Origin of the sequence: Cohnella sp. SGD-V74 (genome assembly GCF_003001675.1) — a bacterium.
Lineage (GTDB): Bacteria > Bacillota > Bacilli > Paenibacillales > Paenibacillaceae > Cohnella.
This window is the reverse complement of the sequence record NZ_PVYW01000028.1, coordinates 1-20,354: the sequence shown is the minus strand read 5'-3', so window position 1 is coordinate 20,354 and position 20,354 is coordinate 1. Positions and strand designations below refer to the sequence as shown.

At 57.8% G+C, this 20,354-nt stretch carries 17 protein-coding genes; all 17 read right to left on the bottom strand.

Annotation, left to right across the window (positions count from 1 at the left end; translation table 11 throughout):
* Window positions 1-68 precede the first annotated feature (68 nt).
* On the bottom strand, window positions 69-971 hold the full coding sequence (locus tag B0G52_RS31200) for a carbohydrate ABC transporter permease (protein WP_094050348.1): 903 nt from the start codon (window positions 969-971) through the stop codon (window positions 69-71).
* A gap of 15 nt (window positions 972-986) precedes the next feature.
* On the bottom strand, window positions 987-1,874 hold the full coding sequence (locus B0G52_RS31195; RefSeq protein WP_094050347.1) for a carbohydrate ABC transporter permease: 888 nt from the start codon (window positions 1,872-1,874) through the stop codon (window positions 987-989).
* Window positions 1,875-1,899: 25 nt separating this feature from the next.
* Window positions 1,900-3,192, bottom strand: coding sequence for a glycoside hydrolase family 125 protein (locus B0G52_RS31190; RefSeq protein WP_094050346.1), 1,293 nt, complete (start codon window positions 3,190-3,192; stop codon window positions 1,900-1,902).
* Window positions 3,193-3,276: 84 nt separating this feature from the next.
* Complete coding sequence (locus B0G52_RS31185) at window positions 3,277-4,596, bottom strand: ABC transporter substrate-binding protein (protein ID WP_094050345.1); 1,320 nt, start codon at window positions 4,594-4,596, stop codon at window positions 3,277-3,279.
* Between the two features lie 440 nt (window positions 4,597-5,036).
* A complete protein-coding gene (locus tag B0G52_RS31180; protein ID WP_094050344.1) occupies window positions 5,037-6,155 on the bottom strand; it encodes a GntR family transcriptional regulator in 1,119 nt (372 codons plus the stop codon).
* Window positions 6,156-6,340: 185 nt separating this feature from the next.
* Complete coding sequence (locus B0G52_RS31175; protein WP_094050343.1) at window positions 6,341-6,568, bottom strand: hypothetical protein; 228 nt, start codon at window positions 6,566-6,568, stop codon at window positions 6,341-6,343.
* An 80-nt stretch (window positions 6,569-6,648) separates the two neighbouring features.
* The gene (locus B0G52_RS31170) at window positions 6,649-7,497 is read right to left on the bottom strand and encodes a carbohydrate ABC transporter permease (protein ID WP_094050342.1); all 849 of its coding nucleotides are present in this window, start codon (window positions 7,495-7,497) and stop codon (window positions 6,649-6,651) included.
* A 13-nt stretch (window positions 7,498-7,510) separates the two neighbouring features.
* On the bottom strand, window positions 7,511-8,425 hold the full coding sequence (locus B0G52_RS31165; protein WP_094050341.1) for a carbohydrate ABC transporter permease: 915 nt from the start codon (window positions 8,423-8,425) through the stop codon (window positions 7,511-7,513).
* A 77-nt stretch (window positions 8,426-8,502) separates the two neighbouring features.
* Window positions 8,503-9,894: an ABC transporter substrate-binding protein gene (locus tag B0G52_RS31160; protein ID WP_369827175.1), complete on the bottom strand. Its 1,392-nt coding sequence runs from the start codon at window positions 9,892-9,894 to the stop codon at window positions 8,503-8,505.
* A 113-nt stretch (window positions 9,895-10,007) separates the two neighbouring features.
* Entirely contained in the window at window positions 10,008-11,282 is a 1,275-nt protein-coding gene (locus B0G52_RS31155; RefSeq protein WP_094050339.1) for an extracellular solute-binding protein, read from the bottom strand.
* A gap of 29 nt (window positions 11,283-11,311) precedes the next feature.
* Window positions 11,312-12,298 (bottom strand): substrate-binding domain-containing protein, encoded by a 987-nt coding sequence (locus B0G52_RS31150; RefSeq protein WP_094050338.1) that lies wholly within the window; start codon window positions 12,296-12,298, stop codon window positions 11,312-11,314.
* Between the two features lie 16 nt (window positions 12,299-12,314).
* Complete coding sequence (locus B0G52_RS31145) at window positions 12,315-14,081, bottom strand: cache domain-containing sensor histidine kinase (RefSeq protein WP_094050337.1); 1,767 nt, start codon at window positions 14,079-14,081, stop codon at window positions 12,315-12,317.
* Entirely contained in the window at window positions 14,078-15,700 is a 1,623-nt protein-coding gene (locus B0G52_RS31140; protein WP_094050336.1) for a response regulator, read from the bottom strand. The genes B0G52_RS31145 and B0G52_RS31140 overlap by 4 nt, the downstream gene beginning before the upstream one ends.
* A 275-nt stretch (window positions 15,701-15,975) precedes the next feature.
* Window positions 15,976-16,860, bottom strand: coding sequence for a carbohydrate ABC transporter permease (locus tag B0G52_RS31135; RefSeq protein ID WP_094050335.1), 885 nt, complete (start codon window positions 16,858-16,860; stop codon window positions 15,976-15,978).
* A gap of 13 nt (window positions 16,861-16,873) precedes the next feature.
* On the bottom strand, window positions 16,874-17,776 hold the full coding sequence (locus B0G52_RS31130) for an ABC transporter permease (RefSeq protein WP_094050334.1): 903 nt from the start codon (window positions 17,774-17,776) through the stop codon (window positions 16,874-16,876).
* Between the two features lie 82 nt (window positions 17,777-17,858).
* On the bottom strand, window positions 17,859-19,586 hold the full coding sequence (locus B0G52_RS31125; protein ID WP_094050333.1) for an extracellular solute-binding protein: 1,728 nt from the start codon (window positions 19,584-19,586) through the stop codon (window positions 17,859-17,861).
* A gap of 132 nt (window positions 19,587-19,718) precedes the next feature.
* A complete protein-coding gene (locus tag B0G52_RS31120) occupies window positions 19,719-20,225 on the bottom strand; it encodes a helix-turn-helix transcriptional regulator (protein WP_094050332.1) in 507 nt (168 codons plus the stop codon).
* Between the last annotated feature and the right edge of the window lie 129 nt (window positions 20,226-20,354).

The following is a 20,354-nucleotide window of genomic DNA, read 5'->3' as shown; positions in this document are numbered from 1 at the left end:
GCCAGCGCGAGCGCGAGAACGGCGCCTCCCGACCATACGATACGCTTCGTTGAGATGTTCGCCGCCTCCTATCCTTTTACGCCGCTGAACGCGATCCCTTGCACAAAATACTTTTGCAGCAAAATAAACAACACGAGAATCGGCAGCGTCGCCACGAGCGCCCCCGCCATCATCGGTCCGAAATCGGTCTGATGGTTGTACGAGAACGCCTGCAAGCCCATCTGGATCGTATGCTTCAGCGGATCGTTCAGCACGATCATCGGCCAGAGGAACGAGTTCCACCCTGCCTGGAAGGTGAAAATTCCGAGCGTCGCCAGCGCCGGCTTCGTCAGCGGAAGGTAGATTTGCCAGAAAATCCGGAACTCCCCCGCCCCTTCGATCCGCGCCACCTCCATCATGTCGCTGGGCAGCGTCAGGAAAAACTGCCGCATGAAGAACACCGCGAACGAACCCGCAGCTCCGGGAAGGATGATTGCCCAGAACGAATTCAGCAAGCCATGGCCGCCCGAGCCCGTCCAGTCGTTGCCGCCGACGAACGGCAGATGCATCAGTACGTAGAAGCTCGGGATCATCGTGACGACGCCCGGAATCATCATCGCCATCAGCAGCACGCGAAACAGCGGCTTGTTGAGGCGGAACGTCAGCTTGGCGAACGCATAGCCGGCCAGCGAACCGAGGAACAGGTTGGACAGCACGCCCATGATCGCCAGATAAAAGGAGTTGCCGAAATACCTCAGAAACGGAACGGTCGTAAACGCATCCCTGTAATGATCCAGCGTAAAATGCGAAGGCAGCCACCGGATCGGGAACGCGAAAATTTCGTTGTCCGGCTTAAACGAAGTGAGCACGCTCCATAAGAAAGGAAGGAACATGACGAGCGATACGGTCGTAGCCGTGACGTAAAATACGGTCAGACGCAGCGCCCGGCCGGCGCCGGGACTGTAGCCGCCTGCGGCGGATGTCGTTTTCATCACCATTCATCCCCCTTATACGATCGGCTCTTCCGCTTTGGACAGCCGCATGTTGATTAGCGAGAAAATAAGGATCGCCAGCGCGAGCACGAACGCCTGAGCCGACGCGTAACCCATCTGAAGCTGGTTAAAGCCCTGCTGGTAGATGAGGTACACGGGCGTCTTCGTCGCGTTCGCCGGTCCGCCTTGGGTCAGTACGAACGCCTGGTCGAACAGCTGCAGCGCCCCGATGATCGACATCGTGCTGACGAGGAACGTCGTCGGCCTGAGCTGCGGCCACGTAATGTAACGGAACCGCTGAACCGCGTTCGCGCCGTCCAGCTTGGCCGACTCGTACAGATAGTCGGGCACGCCCTGAAGTCCGGCCAAATAGATGACCATGTTGGATCCGACCGCCTGCCACAGCGTCACCATAATGACGGAAGCCATCGCCGTTCTCGTCTCCGACAGCCAGGCCGGTCCGGTAACGCCGAAGTAGGACAGGAAGCCGTTCAGCAGGCCGAACTCCGGGTGCAGCACCCACAGCCACACCGTCGCTGCGGCCACCGCCGAAGTCAGCGTCGGCAAGTAGTTCAGCGTGCGGAACACCTTGACGCCCCGGATCGCCTTGTTCAGCAGCAGCGCGATCAGCAGCGAAGTCAAAATGTTCAGCGGCACGAATATGACGGTGTAAAACAGCACGTTGCGAAACGTCTGCCACAACAGCGTGTCCGTGTACAGCTTCCGGTAATTGGACAGACCGACCCAGTCCATCCTGCTCAGCACGTCGTAATTCGTAAAGCTCAAATAGAATGCCATGAATACCGGTACGACGGTAAAAACGGAGAACAGCAAAATGGCCGGCGAGATGAACAGGTACGCCATGCGCGCCTGATGGGCGTGCAGCTTGCGGGATCGAATCATGTGCGCTCTTCCTTTCTCCTCGAATTCATCCGGCTACCCGAATGCCGCATACGTCGAGCACGAGCTCGCAGTACATCATGTTCGCCCACGAGAACCACGGCCTCGTGTACTTGGACGCATCGTCCGCGTCGAAGCCTTCGTGCATCATGCCGGCGCCTCCGTCGGTGCGCTCCAGCAGATCGAGCAGCCGCAGCTTCTCCTCGGGCTCCCGCGCCGTGAGCCCCTGCATCGCCAGCGCGATCGGCCAGATGTAGCGGTGCGGCGTATGCGGGCTTCCAATGCCCGATGCTTCCTTCCCGGAGAAAAAGTACGGATTGTGCTCGCTGAGAATGAACGCACGCGTTCGAGCGTAAGTCGGGTCGTCGCTGCCCGCATAGCCGAGATACGGAATCGACAGCAGGCTCGGCACGTTGGCGTCGTCCATCAGCGTATAGCCGCCCAGCCCGTCCGTCTCGTAGGCGTAAATATCGCCGAATTGCGGATGGTTCACGATACCGTGGCTGCGAATGCCGGCATCGATTTCGGACGCCAGCCGCTCGGCCTCGGCCTTCAGTTCGCCGTCTCCCAGCACCCGCTCCGCGATCTCGGCCAGCTCGCGCAGCGCCACGACCGCGAACATATTGGACGGAATGAGATAACCATATTCGCAGGCGTCGTCGCTCGGCCGGAAGCCGGACCAGGTCATGCCCGTCGGCCCCGTAACCGAGCCTTTGCCGTCGCGGGAAAGCGTATCGGTAACCGGACAGTTTCTTCTGACGAAGCGGTAGTCCGAATGTTGTTCGTGGTTTTGTTCCTTCCTCCACAGCTCCAGGATGAGAGCCGCCGCCTTCCTGAACGTCTCGTTGAACTGCGCCGTCGTTCCGGCGTTCTGCCAGAGCAGGTAGGCCAGATGAAGCGGATAGCACAGCGAATCGATCTCGTACTTGCGCTCCCACACGAGCGCACTCATGTCCGTCTCGTCGTTCTGATGGCCTTGGCCGTTAGCGGTTTCGTTAAACGCGTTGGCGTAAGGATCGTGGATGACATAACGGAGCTGTCTCTCTACGACTCCGAGCAGCAGCCGTTCGAATTCCGGCTCGCTCTTGGCCAACAACAGATAAGGTCTCGCCTGTGCCGCCGAATCTCTAAGCCACATCGCCGGAATGTCTCCGGTAATGACAAACGTCGTGCCGTCCTGCAGCCGTCGGAACGTCGTCTCTATCGTATTGCGCATGCAGGCGTCGAACATCTCCTGCGTCTTGGGGCGATGCGGCAATTGCCGCTGCACCGAAGCGATCCATTGCTGCAGCGATGCCAGCATGTCGGTCGATTGAACCATCGTCTCCCACACTCCCTATGTCGTCTCTCTATAGAGAAGAGGGGGGCGAACCTCCCTCTCCCTCTTAGCGGCTGCGTGTTTCGCCTACTTCACGTCCGCGTTGTCCTTCAGCAGCCGGTCTCCCTGCTCCTGCGCCTTCTTGAGCGTCGTCGCCGCATCCTGCTTGCCTTCCAGGAACAGCTGCAGGTTCGGCACGAGACCGTCGCCCTCCATGATCGAGTAGCCCGGATGCTGCGGCCGGATTTTCGCGAACTCGAGCGTATCCAGGAACGGCTGCCACGAAGGATCGTCCTTGAAGAACGGATCGTCGAGCGCCGGCTTGTATCCCGGGATGTTCAAGCTCGTCTTGGCCCACAGCAGTACGTTGTCCTTGTTAGCGAGCCACCACTTGACGAATTCCCACGCCTCTTCCTTATGCTTGGAGCCTTCGCCGATGACGAGACCGAAGCCGCCCATGACGCTTCCCTTGTCGCCGTTCGGACCCGCAGGAGGTGGAACGATGCCGAAATCGAGATCTTGACCATATTTCTTATAAGTGCTTAACATCCACGGACCCGTATAGTTCATCGCCAGCTTGCCGGTGACGAATGCGTCGGTGCCTTCGCCCAAGCCTTGCTCGAAGCCGATTTTGTACACTTTGTCCTGGTTCAGCAGCCGATCCCAGAGATTCAGGACGGACAGTCCTTTATCGTTGTTGAAATCGGTGGCGTCATTGCTCGCGTTCAGCATTTGCCCGCCCGCTTGTTGGTTATACATGTTGAACAATCCGGCGTCGCCGAGCGAGAAGCCGGCTACTTCCAGCTTGTCGCCGTTCCATTTTGTCAGCGCTTTCGCGGCGGTGGCGAGCTCTTCCCAATTGGTCGGAGGCTGCAGACCGGCGTCCGCGAACATTTTCTTGTTGTAGAACAGCGCCCGCGCGTCGACCGTCAGCGGAAGACCGTACAGCTTGCCGTCATGGGAAAGCTCTTTGAGCGCTTCGTCGTAATAGTCGGCCGTGGAGATTCCGTCTCTGGCCATGTAGTCGTCGATCGGGTGCAGCACGTTCTTCGGCGCGTACAGGTTCGTCCGCCAGCGGTCCCAGAACATGACATCCGGCGAGCCGCCGGACGTAGCCGCCGTCAGGAACTTCGTGATCATATCCTGCTGCAGCACGTATTTCACGCGGATTTTGTCCTGCGACTTGTTGAACGCGTCGACCATCGTCTCGAACTGCTTCTGCCCTTCGCCGCCCCAATCGCCCCAGAACGTAAGCTCGACGACTCCGCCTCCGCCGGAGTTCGATTGGTCGCCGCTCGACGGCGAAGCCGCCCCGCCTCCTCCATTGCCGCCGTTGTTGCCGCTGCACCCGGCCAGTACCGCAAGCACCATGGCGCAGGTCAATAGGATGCCTATCCACTTTTTCATTTTCGACAGCCCCTTATCAAGTTATTAAGCGCTTACACATAGTATATTAATTCGAATAAGATAATATGTCAACATAAAATTTGTAGATAATTTATATATCAACATAATGATTTTCTAATCTGATTCGCCGTTCGACGACAAAATGGGAAAACGAATAAGAGAGGGGCTGACCCATAAGTAGGGACATACAAAATTATCGATGAAAAAAAGAGGACATCTATCTCCTGGAGACTGCCTCATACGGTCCTGAAATTACCGCTTAACGGGTTTACCGTTCCCATTTCAGGATCGTATAGCAGCGGAAGGAGATAGATGCCCATTACCATTCACCTATCGATAATTGTTTGGTACGTCTCTTTTTACTTAGGGGACAGTCCCTTCTCTCGACAACGGACTATTCGGCTTTAAAGGTACGGTATGGAACAAGAATGCGTGCCGGATTACGCTTTCGTGGAATCCCCCTGAACAATGGAGAACGGAACGGTGTTGTTGAAGGAAATCTCCTTCATGTCCCACAGCATCTGCAGCAGATCAGCGGCCCGGCGTCCCATCGCGAATTCGTCCTGGCTGACGTGCGTGAACAAATATTTGTTGAACGGACTGTGCGGGGAATCGAAGCAGACGATGCTGCAGTCCTCGGGAATGCGCTTGCCCATGGACAGCAGCACCTCTCGCAAGATGAGCGCCAGATTGTATTCGACGGCGACGAACGCGGTCAAATCCGGGTTCATCTCGACGAATTTCTTCACGTTGGCGAAGTCGACCTGCACATTGCGTTCCTCGAACGAACGAGGCACGGAGCTGAACAGATTCGTCATCAGATGCTGCGGATTCATCCGCAGTCCGTGCTGGATCAGCGCGTCCGTGTAGCCTTGGATGCGGTCCTCGATCGTCGACGTATTTTCTGCGGGCAGCGTAATAAAGCCGATCTCCGTATGACCGCGGTCAAGCAGATGCTTCGTCAGCTCGAACGCCGCCAGACGGTTGTCCGTATATACGGAGCAGGCGGCCAGCCCCTTTAAGTACCGATCGACGAACACGAGCGGATGCTTGTCGAGTACGAGGCGCAGCAGCTCCGAATTGTAGTGTTCCCCATGCACCGGGAAAATGATAAATCCGTCGACGCCAAGCTGAAGGAACGAGCGAATCGCCTCTTCCTCCTCTTCGCCCTTGTCGTACGTAATCTTCATCAGCATCCGGCAGCCCAGCTCGGACAGCCGCTCCTCGACGCCGTGGATCATCCGCAGACCATACGAATCGGCGAAGTCGGGCAGGATTAGGCCGACCAGCCTCCAGCTCTGCGGATACGACTTCCGCGCCCCCTGGATCTGCTCCGGCTCCGGCAGCGTATCGGCGACGAAGGAGCCCTTGCCCTGCACGCGCTCGATTAGGCCGTCCGCGGACAGCATTTCGAGCGCCTTCTTCGACGTAATGCGGCTGACGTTGAACTGATCGGCCAGCTCCTTCTCCGAAGGAACTCGCCCTCCTCTGGGCAGCTCGCCGCTTTTGATCTTCTCCAGCAGATAGTGGTAGATTTGCTCGTACAGTGGTCCGTCCATTCAACCATCCCTTGATGTATCATGATATATCAACTATACCTAAAATCATGAAACCTATCAAGTTGAAAATCTCAGGTCGATGCGGCGTTATAGACGAAACGAAAAAGAGCGGGCCGCCCCGCTCTTGCTGAAAACAATGTATTTACTTTTCTGACATACCCTATCTTCCAAAGTATGAACATCTATCATAATCTGTAATTGCGCAAATGAATGATGCAATCCTCATTGCCGGTATGATAAACAAGATGGCCTGGCTCCGCGCTGAAAAATTCCTTATTCGCTTCGGCAGCCGGAACTGTCCGCACCGGCGCAACCTCGGTGACGATTTTTTTATCTTCCCGCTCGGTATAATCCAGGATGCGAAGCAAAACAAACTGATCCGGAAACAATTCTCGAACTTCCTGCCATTTCATCGCCAAGCCATCCTCCCCCGCTGGATTTCCTGCATCTATTTTACCACATTTTGAAAATGCCCTTGAATGATTCTTGAACCCTACCCCTTAACCGCACCAGCCGTAATTCCGCCGGTAATTTTCCGCTGGAAGATCATATAGAAGAGCAGCACGGGGCCCATCGAGACAAGCAGGGCGGCGAACAGCGGGCCCCACTCCGTCCGGTATTGCATCTCGCTCTGCATGACGGCGATGGCGACCGGAATCGTATACTTCGTAGGGTCGTTCACGAGAACAAGCGCGAATATATATTCATTCCAGATGTTCAGGACGGTGATGATCGAGACCGAGACCAGTCCCGGCTTCACAAGCGGCAGCATAATCCGGAAGAATGTTCCGTAATGGGAAGCGCCGTCGATGGCAGCCGATTCCTCCAGCTCCTTCGGCAGCTGCTTGAAGAATCCGACCAGCACGAACACCGCGAACGGAACGGCCGTCACCGTGTAGATGATAATGAGGCCCAGCGCCCGGTTGGTCAGGTACAGATCGTCCATCAGGAAAAACAGCGGGATCATCCCGAGGAATGCCGGAATCATCATATAAGAAAGATACGAGTAGTACAGCAGGCCGCTTCCCCGGAAGGCGTACCTGGCGATCACGTAAGCGGTCGTAGCGGACAACAAGGCGCCCAGCAGCGTGCTTACGATCGTAATGATCAGCGAGTTGACGAAATAATGTCCGAAGCTGTATTTCTCCCATACGTAGGAGAAGTTGGACCAGATCAGCGGCAGGTCGGGCAGGTTCCACGGCCGGCCGAGCAGAAATTGCGGATTGTCCTTCAGCGCGCTCAGAACCGTCCAGACGACCGGATACAATACGCCCAGCGCCCAGAGGAACAGGCTGCTCTGCATCAGCCAGCGGGACCCGCTGAATTTCGTTCGCCTCTTCATCGGCATAACCCCTCTATGTCAGTTCTATGTTTTCCCGGTTCATGAGCTTCTGCAGCGCGACGGTCGTGATGAACGACAGAATGAGAATCAGGACGCCGATCGCCGAACCGTAGCTGAACTTGCCGAATTTGAACGCATTCATGTACAAGTACGAGCCCATCACTTGCGTAGCGTTGTCGACTCCGCCTTCGAATGTCATGATCGTGACGATGACGAACGAGCCGCTCAGCGTCGTCATGACGATCCAGAGCACGGACGTCTTGATCTGCTCCCAGGACAGCGGAAGCGTAATGAGCCGGAACTGCCGCCATTGCGAGGCGCCGTCGATCTCGGCCGCTTCGTACAGGGACGACGGAATCGCGAGAATGCCGGCGATCATCAGAATGATCGTGAAGCCGACGCCGGCCCAGATCGAAGGCGGCAGCAGCGCGAAGATCGACCATTTGTCTCCCAGCCAGGCGAAGTCGTACGTCTTCCCCGTAATCGCGGAAATCGCCGAATTCAGGAAGCCGACGTTCGGATTGTACACATAACGCCACAGCACGCCGACGACAACGACGGACAGCACGTTCGGAATGAAGAAGATCGTCCGGTAGAAGCCCGAGCCCTTAATATTGAAGCGGGTCAGCGCCACGGCGAAAAAGACGGAAATCAGCATAAAGCCGATAATTTTGCCGAACACGAGAATGTAGTCGTTGCGGATCGTCTTCGGGATGACGTCGTCGTTCATCATTTCCTTGAAGTTGTCCAGTCCGATAAAATTGTATGTCTCGGAGCCTCCGGACCAGTCGAACAGACTGAGATAGATGCCCTTAAACAGCGGATAGATGCCGAAGACGAGATACAGCAGCAGCGTCGGCAAAATAAACGACAGAATGAACACATTGCGCTTCATTCTCGCGGAACCGGCACGTTTGGCGTTGTTCATAGGGACCTCCGTTGATGACCGGCGGAACGATAGCCGGGGCGAAGCCGCCCCGATTATCGTTTCCGCGAACCGGTTTCCTATTTATTTTCCTTGGAACGGATCTTCTCCGTCGCTTTCTCCATCCGGTCGATCCACTCTTCCGGCGTAATATCGCCCTTCGTCAGCGCCAGCGTCGCGTTGTTGCGCTCCGTGACGAGCTCTTCCGGAATGACGACCTCCGGCGAGACGACCGTGCTGTCCGAGTTATAAAATCTCGAAGCTTCCTTCGTGAGCGCAGGCGCATTCGTCGCTTCCAGATCCGCCTTGATGTTCGACGGCGCCTTGGACAGCTCCGCCCACGACTTGCCGTGCGCTTCGGTGTACAGGAATTGCAGGAACGCCTTGGCCGCGTCCGGATTTTTCGCCTTCTTGGCGATCGCCACCGTAGCGACGTAAGGGTTGGCTACGTACTTGCCGCCGTTGTCCTGCGTAATCGAAGGCAGGAAGCCGAAGTCGAAGCCGGCAGGGGTGTCGTTCGCCATTTCGCTCTCCACCCACAGCCCGTTCGGGATGAATGCCGCTTTATGCTGCAGCCATTGCGACTGGGAATCGGTATGGTTAAGCGCCGGCGAGCCTTTGTCGAAGAAGCCTTTGTCGCGCATTTGCACGATTTTGTCCAGCGCCTTCTTGACCGGCTCGCTGCTCCATACGCCCGCTTCGAGCGAATTGATTTTCTTCACGATGGAAGTGTCGTAGCCGTTCATCGCGACGATCGCCGGATCGAGCAAGCCGCCGTTGATGTAGTACGGATAGACGCCGGTATGGATGTAGACGCTCATCTGGCCGTCCGCCTTGATCTTGTCTCCGAGCGCCAGGAAGCTTTCGAAATCCTTCGGCGCTTCCCAGCCTTTGTCCTTAAAGAGCGCTTTGTCGTAGAACGTGCCCCACGAGCCGAATACGAGCGGAACTGCATGAACCTTGCCGGCCTGATACTCTTCCGGCTGCGCGATCAGCATGTCGCTGAGCAGCTTGCCGTCGGAGTTTTGCGCCGTCTTGAACCAGTCCGTAATGTCGAGCAGTTGATCGTCGGTCACCATCTGTCTCGTGTTGGAGCCGGCGCCGTCGATGTAGACGAAGTCCGGAGGGCTGCCCTGAATCCAGCGCGGCTTCATCTGGTCGTTGATTTTCGGTCCGGCCGATTCCTTGATTTTCAGATCCGGGTGAAGCTGCTGGAATTCCCCGATGACTTCCTTCCACCAGGCGTCGCCGTAACCGCCGACGAAGTACTGGATTTCGAAATCTCCGGTCAGCTTGACGTCCTCCGGGGCTGAAGCGCTTTCAGAGGGCTTCGCGCTTTCGGACGCCTTCGGGCTCGCCGCCGGCGAGGATTCGCTTCCTTTCTCCTTGCTGCCTCCGCATGCGGACAGGACAAGGGTAAGCATCAGCAGAACGGAACCCCACGTCATCGTTTTTCTAAACAATCTCGACACGAAAAAAGACCTCCTTGATATCGATGTATGATGGCTTGCAAGTTCATCATAATCGTTATCCAGGAGGATCCGAATCGAATATCGTCCTGCAACGCGTAGAAAAAAGTACTGCGTTACGGCTTGCGGCTGAGCGCGATTTCCTGCAGCCGGTCCAGCGCCTGGCGCGGGCTCATCGGACCGGACAGCACGGCCTGCCCCATGTTTCTCGTCGCATCCAGCACGGTGGACCATGCAGGCTCGTGAATCGGGTAGAAGCGCGCCCGTTGCAGGGCCTCCAGATTTTGCGTCATCGCCGGGTTGTTCAGACTGAGATTGTCCCCGACCGTCCGGGTAACCGGCAAGAAGCCTTCGCGCAAGATCAGTTCCTCGTACCGATCGTCGTCATAGAGAAAATCGAGAAACAGGGACAGCGCCTCGCGATCGGTATGATCCGTCTTGAACGAGATCAGCACGTCCTGCACGCCGAACACGAACGGCGCGGCGCCTTCGCGGACGGGAATCGGCCCTTTGCCCCATCTCAAGCCTCTGTACTCGTACGGCACGACCGCTTCGAAATAGTTGCCGGAGATCATCATCCCCAGCTTCCCGTTGCCGAGAATGCGCTGCTTCTCGTCCCTCGTCGTCACTGTCGGCTCGGCGTCCGTCAAGCCTTGCTCGTACAGCTGCTTCAGGAACGACAGCCCTTCGACGTTGGCCTCGGAATTGATCGCCCACTTGCCGTCCTGCATCCAGCCTCCGCCCGCCCCGATGAAGAAATACGTCAAATAAGCCCAGATCTCGTTGTCGGTCAAGTCGACGCCGAAGCCTTCGACGCGCAGCTTGTCCTTGATCTGCCGCGCCGCCTGCTCCAGCTCCGGCCAAGTGCCCGGAGGCTCTGTCAGACCGGCTTCCTCGAACAAGTCCTTGTTGTAATACAGTTCCCTGACGGTGGATACGTACGGAATCGAATACTGCACGCCGCCCACTCGGTGCGGGTCCGCCAGAAAAGGATACAGCTTCTCCTCCAACGCGGGAGACAGCAGCTCGTCCATGCGGTTGAGCAGCCCGTCCTGGACGAAATGCGCGTACAGGTTCGACAGCAGCAGATCGGGAGGCTGATCCCGGCTGATCATCGTCTTGTAGACGCTGTCGATAATGTCCCAGTTGATCACCTGCAGCTCGATGTCGATGTGCGGGTACTCGGATTCGAACTCGTTCACCAGATTTTCGAAATACGGCTTGGTCGCGCTGCTGTAGTCGGCGACGACGAATTTAATGAGCGACTTCTTCTCGATTTTCGGCGCGGCCGGCGGTGCGCTTCCCATGCCCGCGTATCGGACGATCAGCACCGTTGCCAGCGATATGAGCAGCAGCGCCAGTCCGATTGTCGCTATCGACGATTTGTTCATCCGGTCGACCTGGCCCCCTCTCGATTGACTTAATCCACTAACGGAAAGAGCAGCTCCTGGTTGCCCTGCGTATACAAATTATCCTTCGTAATGACGTGCGCTTCGATGTTCAGCCGCGGATCGAGCTTAACGCCCCGCAGCGCCCGGGCGGCCGACTCGATCGCCAGATAACCCATATTGAACGGCTTCTGGACGACCGTCGCCTGCAGCGTCCCTTCCTCCAGCAGCTTGATCTCGTAGATCGAGCTGTCGAAGCTGACCAGCTTGACGCGGCCCGAGAGTCCGCGCTCCTTGATCGCCTTGGCCGCTCCAACCGTCGCCTGTTCGTTCAAGCCGACGATGCCCCGCAGATCGGGGAATTGGTCGAGCAGCATTCCCGTCCTCACGTAAGCATCGTCCTCCTGCCCCCCGAATTCGTGCATGCCGACATAATCGACGACCGGCGTCTCCGCGAACGCCTCCTCCAGCCCTCTCAGCCGCTCATGCTGGGCAGGCGTTCGGGTGCGGTCGCCCAGCACGGCGACCTGGAACGTCGCCTTCTCCAGCGGCGAAACCATGCTCTTCCCCGCGATGCGGCCCGCTTCCGCATGATCGGTCGCGACCAGGCTCGCCGGCTGGCCGCCCGGCACGTCCGCGTCGATCAGAATCAGCTTCGCTCCCGAACGCTTCACGTCGCGCACCGCGTCTTCGAGCCTGAGCGGATCGGTCGCGCCGAGCACGAAGGCGTCGGGCTTCTTCGCCAACGCTTCCCCGATCATCCGGATTTGACCGTCCGCGTCCGTATCGGACAGCGGCCCCGTAATCTCGATATCGACGTCGAGCTCCTTCGCGGCCAGCTCCATCCCCTCGCGCACCGTGCGCCAGTATTCGGAGCGGATATCCGTCGTCTTCAGCACGACGGCGATTTTTTTGTCCCGATCGCCCGCCAGCCGCAGCGTGTCCACGCCGTAGACGACGAGCAGAGCCGTCAGCGCGAGCAGAAGCAGCGCCGTTAACGATCTTTTTCCCGAACTCATGACGCTTCCCCTCCCTCTACGTCAGCTTGGGCAGCAAGACCGTCACCTCGGTGCCGTCCCCCGGCGCGCTCTTGATGCGGATGCCGTATTCGCCGCCGAACAGCCTGATTCGCTCGTTGACGTTGCTGATGCCGATGCTCGCCGTCGGCCCTTCTGACGGCTTCAAAATATGCTCCAGACGCTCCGGCTCCATGCCGATGCCGTTGTCCGCGATCACGAATTCGAGATGCTGCTCGTGAACGCTGCCGGAGATGCGGATCATGCCAAGTCCGGGCTTGTTCTTGATGCCGTGATAGATCGCGTTCTCGACGATCGGCTGCAAAATGATTTTCGGCAGCTTATAGTCCATCATCGCCGGGTCCGCCTCGATCCGAAAATCGAGCTTGTCCTTGTATCTCATCTTCTGGATCGACAAGTAGTGCGTAATATGCTCCAGCTCGACGCGCACCGGCACCGTCTCGTCGTTGCGGTTGATGATGGCCCGGAACAGCTTGGCCAGCGAAGAAGTCATCTCCACCACTTCTTCATGCTTGCGGCGTTCCGCCATCCAGATGATCGAGTCGAGCGTATTGTACAGAAAATGGGGATTGATCTGCGACTGAAGCACCTTTAGTTCGCTTTTCCGCTTGAAGTGCTCGTTCTGGATGATCTGCTCCATCAGTTCCTTGATTCGGCCGACCATCACGTTAAACGTTCGGCCAAGCTGACCGATCTCGTTCTCCGGCAGCGCCTCCGTGCGGACGTCGAAATCCCCTTTCTCCACCTTCTTCATCTGAAGCTGCAGCCGCTTGATCGGACTGGACAGACGACGGGACAAGTAGAAGGACAGAATAAGCGCGATAACGAGGGCGAGCACGGTCCACAGCAAATACGACATCCGGATCTGCTGCTGGTTGACGATCAGCTCGTTCGCGTAGGCGACGCCGACGATTTTCCACCCGAAGTGGGTTTCCTGAATCGTGTAAATTCGTTTACCCCCGCCCGCTCCGGCCGTGAAGCTGCCCGTTCCGGTCGTCATCACCTCGTCGATGAGCTCGCTCTTCAGGTTGCTGGCGATCAGCTTCTGCTGCGGATGGTGGACGATGCTGCCCTCGGAGTCGAGGATGAACACGTACCCCCTTTTGCCCAGATTGATCTGACTGCAAATTTCCTTGATCACGCTCAGGTTCAAGTCGACGAGAAAAATGCCCTCCCCCGTAATGCCGTCCGCGCTCTTCAGCTCGCGGCTGAGCGAGACGACCCAGCGGTATTCGTTCTGGATGATGTTCTGCACGTGGGGAGACGAGATGACCGATCTGCCGCCTTCCTTCTTCGCGTTCTTGTACCACGGCTGCTCCTCAATCCGGCTGTTGGGATTCAGGCTCGTGATACGCCGGTCGGAGACGATGCGGCCGTTGTAGCCGAATACCATGATCGACGCGATGTCCTTGCGGGTAACGAGGATGGACTGGAACAGGTCGGATATTTTTTTCTCGTACGGCCTGACGTCCTCCTCCAGCAGGAAGCTCGTGCTCTCGATGTAGTATTTCAAGTCTTTGTTCGTCAGCGCGAGAATGCCGATGTTCTCCATATTATTAATGTAAGATTGAAGATTGAGATTGACTTGCTGGACGATTTCGGAGATGTAATGCTCCGAGTTCCGTTCGACCGATTGCGCGGACAGACGGTAGGAAATCAGGCTCGTGACCAGAATGGAAAATAAAATCAGGCACAGGAAAGCGACGGAGAGACTGATCTGGATGCTTCTGAATTTGAAGGCGTCGGCGGTCCAGCCCTTGATCATGCCTTCGGCTCCTTCGTCGCGGCGTCGCGGAATTCGGTCGGAGTGACGCCGACATGCTTCTTGAACAGCACGCTGAAATATTGCGGGTCGCCGTATCCGACGCTCGCCGCGATATCGTACGTCTTGATCGGCGGATCGGCCTGCAGCAGCGTCTTCGCCGTCTCCAGGCGGATGCGCGTGACGTACTCCATCATCGTCTGTCCCGTGTGCTGCTTAAACAGCGTGCTGAAATAGCTCTTGCTCATATGCACGTGATTGCAGATGTCCATCAGCGACAAGCTCTCTTCCTGATAGCGCTGCTCGATATATTCGATCGCGCTGCGCACCTGGAGCTGCGACAGATCGCTGCGGCGCTCAGCGATCAGCCGAATCGCTTCGCCCGATATATTCTTCAGCCACGCTTCGACGTCCTCCAGCCGATGGAACCCGTCGATGTTCTGGAGCGCGGCCCCGAGCTGGCGCAGCCAATCTCCGCCGTCTCCGAGCAGCTCGCGAATCGAATTGACGGTGTCGATCATCATCGACTGGGTACGCACGTAGCACACCTCGAGCGGCAGCGACGACGACTTGAGCTGGCCGATAAACTGTTCGATCAGCTGGTGCGTCTCCCGATGCGTTCCCGTCTTCAGCGCGCTGGCGAACTTGCGGTTCCATTCGTAATCGGGCGGACAGGAGAACGACGCCGGCCGTTCCAGATCCTGCAGGCGAATAACCCGGTTGTTGCCGAGCAGGAAGCGGTAATCCAGAGCGGACAACGACGCTTCGTACGAGCAGGGCAGCTCGCCGAGCGACGCGCAGCGCGTGCCGACTCCGACCGTCACCGTAAACTTCATATATTTCTCCACGCTGCGGCGGATCGTCTCCGAGAGCTGGACGATGTCGTCGTCGCTGTCCTCGGCGATGCCGGACAGAAGCGCGACGACCCGTTCCTCCTTCGTCCGGAACACGAGCGCGCTGCGGTGCTCGGTCGCCTCAAGGGCTATCTTATAGGCCGCGTAGCGCTGAAGCTCGGGATTGTTCTCCCAACGCTCACGGGAATGGTCGTCCAGTTGGTCGATATCGACGGAAATCGCGACGAGCGGCGGAACCGGCTTGGCCAGACCGAAGTAGGCGAATTTGCGCTCCGCCTCCTCTTCGCCGATCGAGCCTTGCACGAGGCATTCGAGGAAGCGCTCCTTGAGCAGCGGCAAGCTTTCCTGAAGCTGCTCCCGCAGCCGCGCCATACTCTCGCGCTCCTCCGCCTCCCGGTCCAGCTCCAGCTTGATCCGATCGAGCAAAGCCCGCAGCTCTCGCGGCGTAATCGGCTTAACGACGAAGTCGTGCACCTTCAGCCGCAGCGCCTGCTGGGCGTAATCGAATTCGTCGTGGCCGGTCAGAATGACGACCTTCGTATCGGGAGCCGCGCGCGAGACGTGCTTCGTCATCTCGATGCCGTCCATCAGCGGCATGCAAATATCCGACAGGACGAGATCGGGTCGAATATCCAGTATGGCGCCCAGCGCCTCCGCGCCGTTCGCGCAGCTTCCGGCGAATTCGTAGCCATGGCGCGGCCAGTCGATGCTCTCGCGAATCGCTTCCCTGACTTCGGCTTCGTCGTCCACCAGCATGATTTTGTACATGGCTGCTCGCCCCCTTCGCTAACGGTCAGGCCCGGCCGTAACGCAATGCCGCAAAATAAGCCTTTGATGTTAACTCTACACGACGGTCTCCGGGGCGGACAATGTGCTAAATTTCTTAAAAGGGTTGAAAATCGTACTATGGATGAACGGATCAACGCCAAAGAAGCCATCCCGCCGACGGGACAGCTTCTCTCCTGTTCCAGATCATGGATATTGCCGGTCGTTGCCGGGCCTTGCCCAACCTCAACCGGCCTTACCCGACTTGCGAACTCAAGTCACCCCTTCACGCTGCCGAGCACGATACCCTTCATGAAGAAGCGCTGCAGGAACGGATAGACGAGCAGAATCGGCAGCGCGCCGAGGAAAATCTGCGCCGCCTTCGCCGTTCGATCGCTCACTTCGGCGAGCGACTTCATGTCTGCGGACGAGACGAGGCTGAGGTCGCGGTTGATGACGACCGTCTGCAGGTAGCTCTGGAGCGGATAATGGTCCGGCGAGTTCATGAAGATGAGGCCGTCGAACCAGGCGTTCCAGTGGCCGACCGTCGCGAACAGCGTCAGCGTGGCGAGAGCCGGAGCGGACAACGGCACCATAATGCGCCATAGCGTCGTCCAATGACCGGCCCCGTCGATGAATGCGGCCTCCTCCAGTTCCTTGGGCAAGCCCCGGAAAAAGTTCAGCAGCAGCACGACGTTGAACACGGGAACCGCGCCCGGCAGCACGAGCGCCCAGATCGAATCCATGATGCCCGTATACTTGACGATCATGTATTGCGGGATGAGCCCGCCGTAGAACAGCATCGTCACGACGAAAATCCATACGTACAGCGTCCGGTAAGGAAACTTGCCGACTTCCTTGGACAGCGGATATGCGACGAGAACGGTCAGCGCCATATTGATCGTCAGTCCGATCGCGACCCGCGTCAGCGTCACGCCGATCGAGGTCAGGAAGGCGGGCTTGGCGAGCACGAACTTGTACGAGCTGATCGTAAAGTCGACGGGCCACAGCTTCACGAGACCGGCGGTAGCCGCTTGGCTGGAGCTGAACGAGACGGCCAGCACGTGAACCAGCGGCACCAGACAGAGCAGGGAAAGCACGGCCAACACCGTATAGTTCGCGCCGACGAATATTTTTCTTCCCAGGGTGTAATGTTCGACCATCTTGCCCCTCCTCTCAGAAAATCCGGTAATTCGCGAAGCGGTAGGCCAAATAATACGATACGGAGATGAACGTGAACGATACGACGGACTTGAACAGGCCGACCGCCGTCGCCACGCCGTACTGCGCGTCGACGAGTCCGATCCGGTAGACGAACGTGTCGATGATGTCTCCGGTTTCGTACACTTGCGGACTGTACAGGTTGAACACTTGGTCGAACCCCGCGTTAAGGACGTTGCCGAGCGCCAGCGTCATCGTCAGCACGATGATCGGCATCATGCCGGGCAGCGTCACGTTCAGCGTCTGCTTCCAGCGCCCCGCCCCGTCCACGATGGCCGCTTCGTACAGCGAAGGATTGATGCCCGTCAAGGCGGCCAGGTAGACGATCGTATTAAAGCCGAACTCCTTCCATACGTCCGATAGGACGAGAACCGGCCGAAACCAGGAATTGTCGCCGAGGAAATAAATCGATTTTACGCCGAACAGGCCTAGAAACTGATTAACGATGCCGCTGGAAGGCGACAGGATGTCGATCAGAATGCCGCCGAGAATGATCCACGACAGGAAATGGGGCAAATAGATCAGCGTCTGGACGCCTCGCTTGAACAGCTCCTTGCGCACTTCGTTCAGAAGCAGCGAGACGGTAATCGGTATGATCAGGCCGACGACGATTTTGAACAGCGCGATGATGATCGTGTTGTTCAGCACCCGCATCGAGTCGGGCATGTCGAGCACATAACGGAAATTAGCGAGCCCCGTCCAATCGGAGGCGAACAATCCCCCCTTGGCCGGCATGAACTTCTGGAACGCGATGACGATTCCGACCATCGGCCCGTAGCTGTAGATCAGCACCAGAATCAAGCCCGGCAGCAGCATCAGATGCAGCGGCCAATAGGGCGACTTTAAGTTGCGCAGCATCGCTGCCTCCACCTGCCTTCGTTATCGTGTCCGGTCCGGGAGAGGGAAGCGGCATCCCGCTTCCCTCTCCTGCACCCGCTTGCTACTTGGACGCATGCCATTCGTTCACTTCCGCCGTGATCGCGTCGCCGCCAAGCTTTTTCCAGTCGCTGACGAACTTGTCGAAGTTGTCGATCGGGTCTCCCATAATGATCTTCGAGAACACTTCAAGCTCCATTTTCTGCAGCGTCGCATCCTTCTCGACCATCGTCGGCGTGGGAGCGCCGTAGAACTCGTTGGGCAGAATGAGATTGTCCGACACGTACTTGTCGACGACCTTGAACGAGCCGTCCTTGCCGAATACGCGCTCGTACGCCCAGCCCAGCTCGGCGCCTTCCTTGCCGGACAAATACTCGCTGATCTGCCGCTCGTTGTCCTGCTCCTCCGGATTCAGCTTGCTCTTGTCCCCGGTATTGGCCGCTTCGAGCAAGTGCAGGTGGATGTCGAGATTTTTGCGCGCCGGCCAAGCCTGGAACGGAATGTACTTATGCCGCTCGACGCCGTCCTTCGTGAAGTGCTCCGCGTAATTGTCCGGGGTCGTCGATTCGCCCCACCCGGTTTCGACGAACAGATTGATGATTTTGAGCAGCGCTTCCGGATTGTTCGCTTTCTTCAGCACCGCGTAATAGGTGCCGACCGCCAGGTTGACCCGCGGCTGCGCCGTCTTGTCGTCCACGGATACGAGCGGATACGACTGCCACTGGGCGCTGCCGTCGTTTTTCTTGTTGTCCACGAGCGGCCAGAGAGGATTCCACATCTGTCCGAAGTGCATTCCGACGCGTCCCGCTGCCGCGAATTCCGCGGCCTTGCCTTGATCCTTGACGCCGAATTCGCGGTCGATCTCGCCCTTCTTGTACATCTCCTGCAGCTTGGCCAGCGCCTGCTTCATCTCCGGCTGAATGCTGCCGAATACGAGCTGGCCCGACTCGTCCTTGATCCATTGGCGAGGATACGCATGGAACCCGTTCATGAAGCCTTCCAGCCCCGCGTACCCGCCGTACAGGTCCTTGTTCAGCGAAATGCCGATCGTATCCGGCTTGCCGTTGCCGTCCGGATCCCGCGTCGTGAACGCCTCGGAGATTGCGAACACGTCGTCCATCGTTTTCGGCTCGGGCAGGTTCAGCTTCTGCAGCCAGTCGCTGCGCACCCAGATCATGAACGTGCCGTCCATCGAAGAGCCGGTATTCGGAATCGCCATCAGCTTGCCGTCGAACGTCGCCGAAGCGAGCGCGTTGGGCCCGTCCTGGTTCATGATTTCCTTCGTGAACGGGGAGGCGTACTGCTCATAGACGTCCGTCAGGTCCATCAGCAAGTCGGCTTCGACGAGCTGCTTGAGCTGCCGCGAATTGACCGGGATGAAGTCGGGCAAGTCCCCGGACGCGATCGAGACGTTCATCTTTTGCTCGCCTTGGCCGCCCGGCGCGTCGCCGCTGACGACCCAGTTGTTTTTCACGGTGATGCCCAGCTTCTCCTGGATCGACCGGGTCCAGACGTTGTTGTCGATCGTGTCCCCTTCGGCGTATTTATACGTATCGTTGACGATTCGCACCGTCGTGATCTCGATCGGCGGATCGTATTTGCCCAGAGGATCGGCCGGTGCCGCTTCCTGGCTTTGCTTCTCCTGGCTTGCGCTGCCTGCGCTGGACGCCGGCGGCGATTCCGCTCCTCCGCTTGCCTTCCCTCCGCCGCCCGACCCAGAGCAAGCGCTTACAAAAACCAATGACGCAACCAGCCATGCCGCGACCCCCGATCTGCTTTTCCACAGCTTCATACTACTCCTCCTCGTTAACGGTTGTTGATTGCTTGAATCCAGTATAGGACGGAGCGACAGGCCACGATATGGAACAACTTATAGATTCGTTCTCTTTTGTTTGGAGATTTCCGCGGAAGGGACGCCGATCGTTCAGCGCCCCGCCTGCTCGCGATACTCGAGCGGTCCAAGACCGGTCCGCTTGCGGAAGAACCGGGTAAAATAGCCGGCGTTATCGAAGCCGACGGCCGCCGCCAGCTCGTGGATCTTGAGGGGCGAATGCTGCAGCAGCTCCTTCGCTTTTTCCAGACGTACGCCCGCGATGTAATCCGACAGATTTTGCCCCGTCGTCTGCTTGTACAGTACGGACAAGTATGCGGGATTCAGGTAGACCAGCTCCGCCAGAGCGGTTAGCGACAAGTCGCCCCCGATGTTCTCGCGGATATGCAGGTTCACCCTGTCGACGATCCGTACGGTGCGCTCCTCCTGGACGTCCCGTTTGAAGGCGATCAGACGCTCGGCCGTCTCCTGCAAGTAGGAGACCGCCTGCTCCCGGGTCGGATGGCTCTTCGCGTCCATCAGCCGCTCCATCCGGTTGTCTTCCGCCAGCAAGCTGTCCCAGCCGGAGCGATTGACGAGTCCGATCATCAGATTGGCCACCGTATAGTAGGCCTCCAAATAATGCGCGTATTCCCACTAGCGTTGCATAAATGCTCACATAGTGAACTGGATTGTATTCCTATTACTTTGATTTCATATATTTACAGTTCCATTCTAGCCACTCAAGCT

Excerpts from the sequence above, each read along its gene's own strand:
- B0G52_RS31150 (WP_094050338.1), bottom strand. The coding sequence starts at position 12,298 with ATGAGTTCGGGAAAAAGATCGTTAACGGCGCTGCTTCTGCTCGCGCTG.
- B0G52_RS31130 (WP_094050334.1), bottom strand. The coding sequence starts at position 17,776 with ATGCTGCGCAACTTAAAGTCGCCCTATTGGCCGCTGCATCTGATGCTG.
- B0G52_RS31185 (WP_094050345.1), bottom strand. The coding sequence starts at position 4,596 with ATGAAAAAGTGGATAGGCATCCTATTGACCTGCGCCATGGTGCTTGCG.
- B0G52_RS31195 (WP_094050347.1), bottom strand. The coding sequence starts at position 1,874 with ATGATTCGATCCCGCAAGCTGCACGCCCATCAGGCGCGCATGGCGTAC.
- B0G52_RS31165 (WP_094050341.1), bottom strand. The coding sequence starts at position 8,425 with ATGAACAACGCCAAACGTGCCGGTTCCGCGAGAATGAAGCGCAATGTG.
- B0G52_RS31170 (WP_094050342.1), bottom strand. The coding sequence starts at position 7,497 with ATGAAGAGGCGAACGAAATTCAGCGGGTCCCGCTGGCTGATGCAGAGC.
- B0G52_RS31155 (WP_094050339.1), bottom strand. The coding sequence starts at position 11,282 with ATGAACAAATCGTCGATAGCGACAATCGGACTGGCGCTGCTGCTCATA.
- B0G52_RS31135 (WP_094050335.1), bottom strand. The coding sequence starts at position 16,860 with ATGGTCGAACATTACACCCTGGGAAGAAAAATATTCGTCGGCGCGAAC.
- B0G52_RS31175 (WP_094050343.1), bottom strand. The coding sequence starts at position 6,568 with ATGAAATGGCAGGAAGTTCGAGAATTGTTTCCGGATCAGTTTGTTTTG.
- B0G52_RS31200 (WP_094050348.1), bottom strand. The coding sequence starts at position 971 with ATGAAAACGACATCCGCCGCAGGCGGCTACAGTCCCGGCGCCGGCCGG.
- B0G52_RS31125 (WP_094050333.1), bottom strand. The coding sequence starts at position 19,586 with ATGAAGCTGTGGAAAAGCAGATCGGGGGTCGCGGCATGGCTGGTTGCG.
- B0G52_RS31190 (WP_094050346.1), bottom strand. The coding sequence starts at position 3,192 with ATGGTTCAATCGACCGACATGCTGGCATCGCTGCAGCAATGGATCGCT.
- B0G52_RS31180 (WP_094050344.1), bottom strand. The coding sequence starts at position 6,155 with ATGGACGGACCACTGTACGAGCAAATCTACCACTATCTGCTGGAGAAG.
- B0G52_RS31145 (WP_094050337.1), bottom strand. The coding sequence starts at position 14,081 with ATGATCAAGGGCTGGACCGCCGACGCCTTCAAATTCAGAAGCATCCAG.
- B0G52_RS31140 (WP_094050336.1), bottom strand. The coding sequence starts at position 15,700 with ATGTACAAAATCATGCTGGTGGACGACGAAGCCGAAGTCAGGGAAGCG.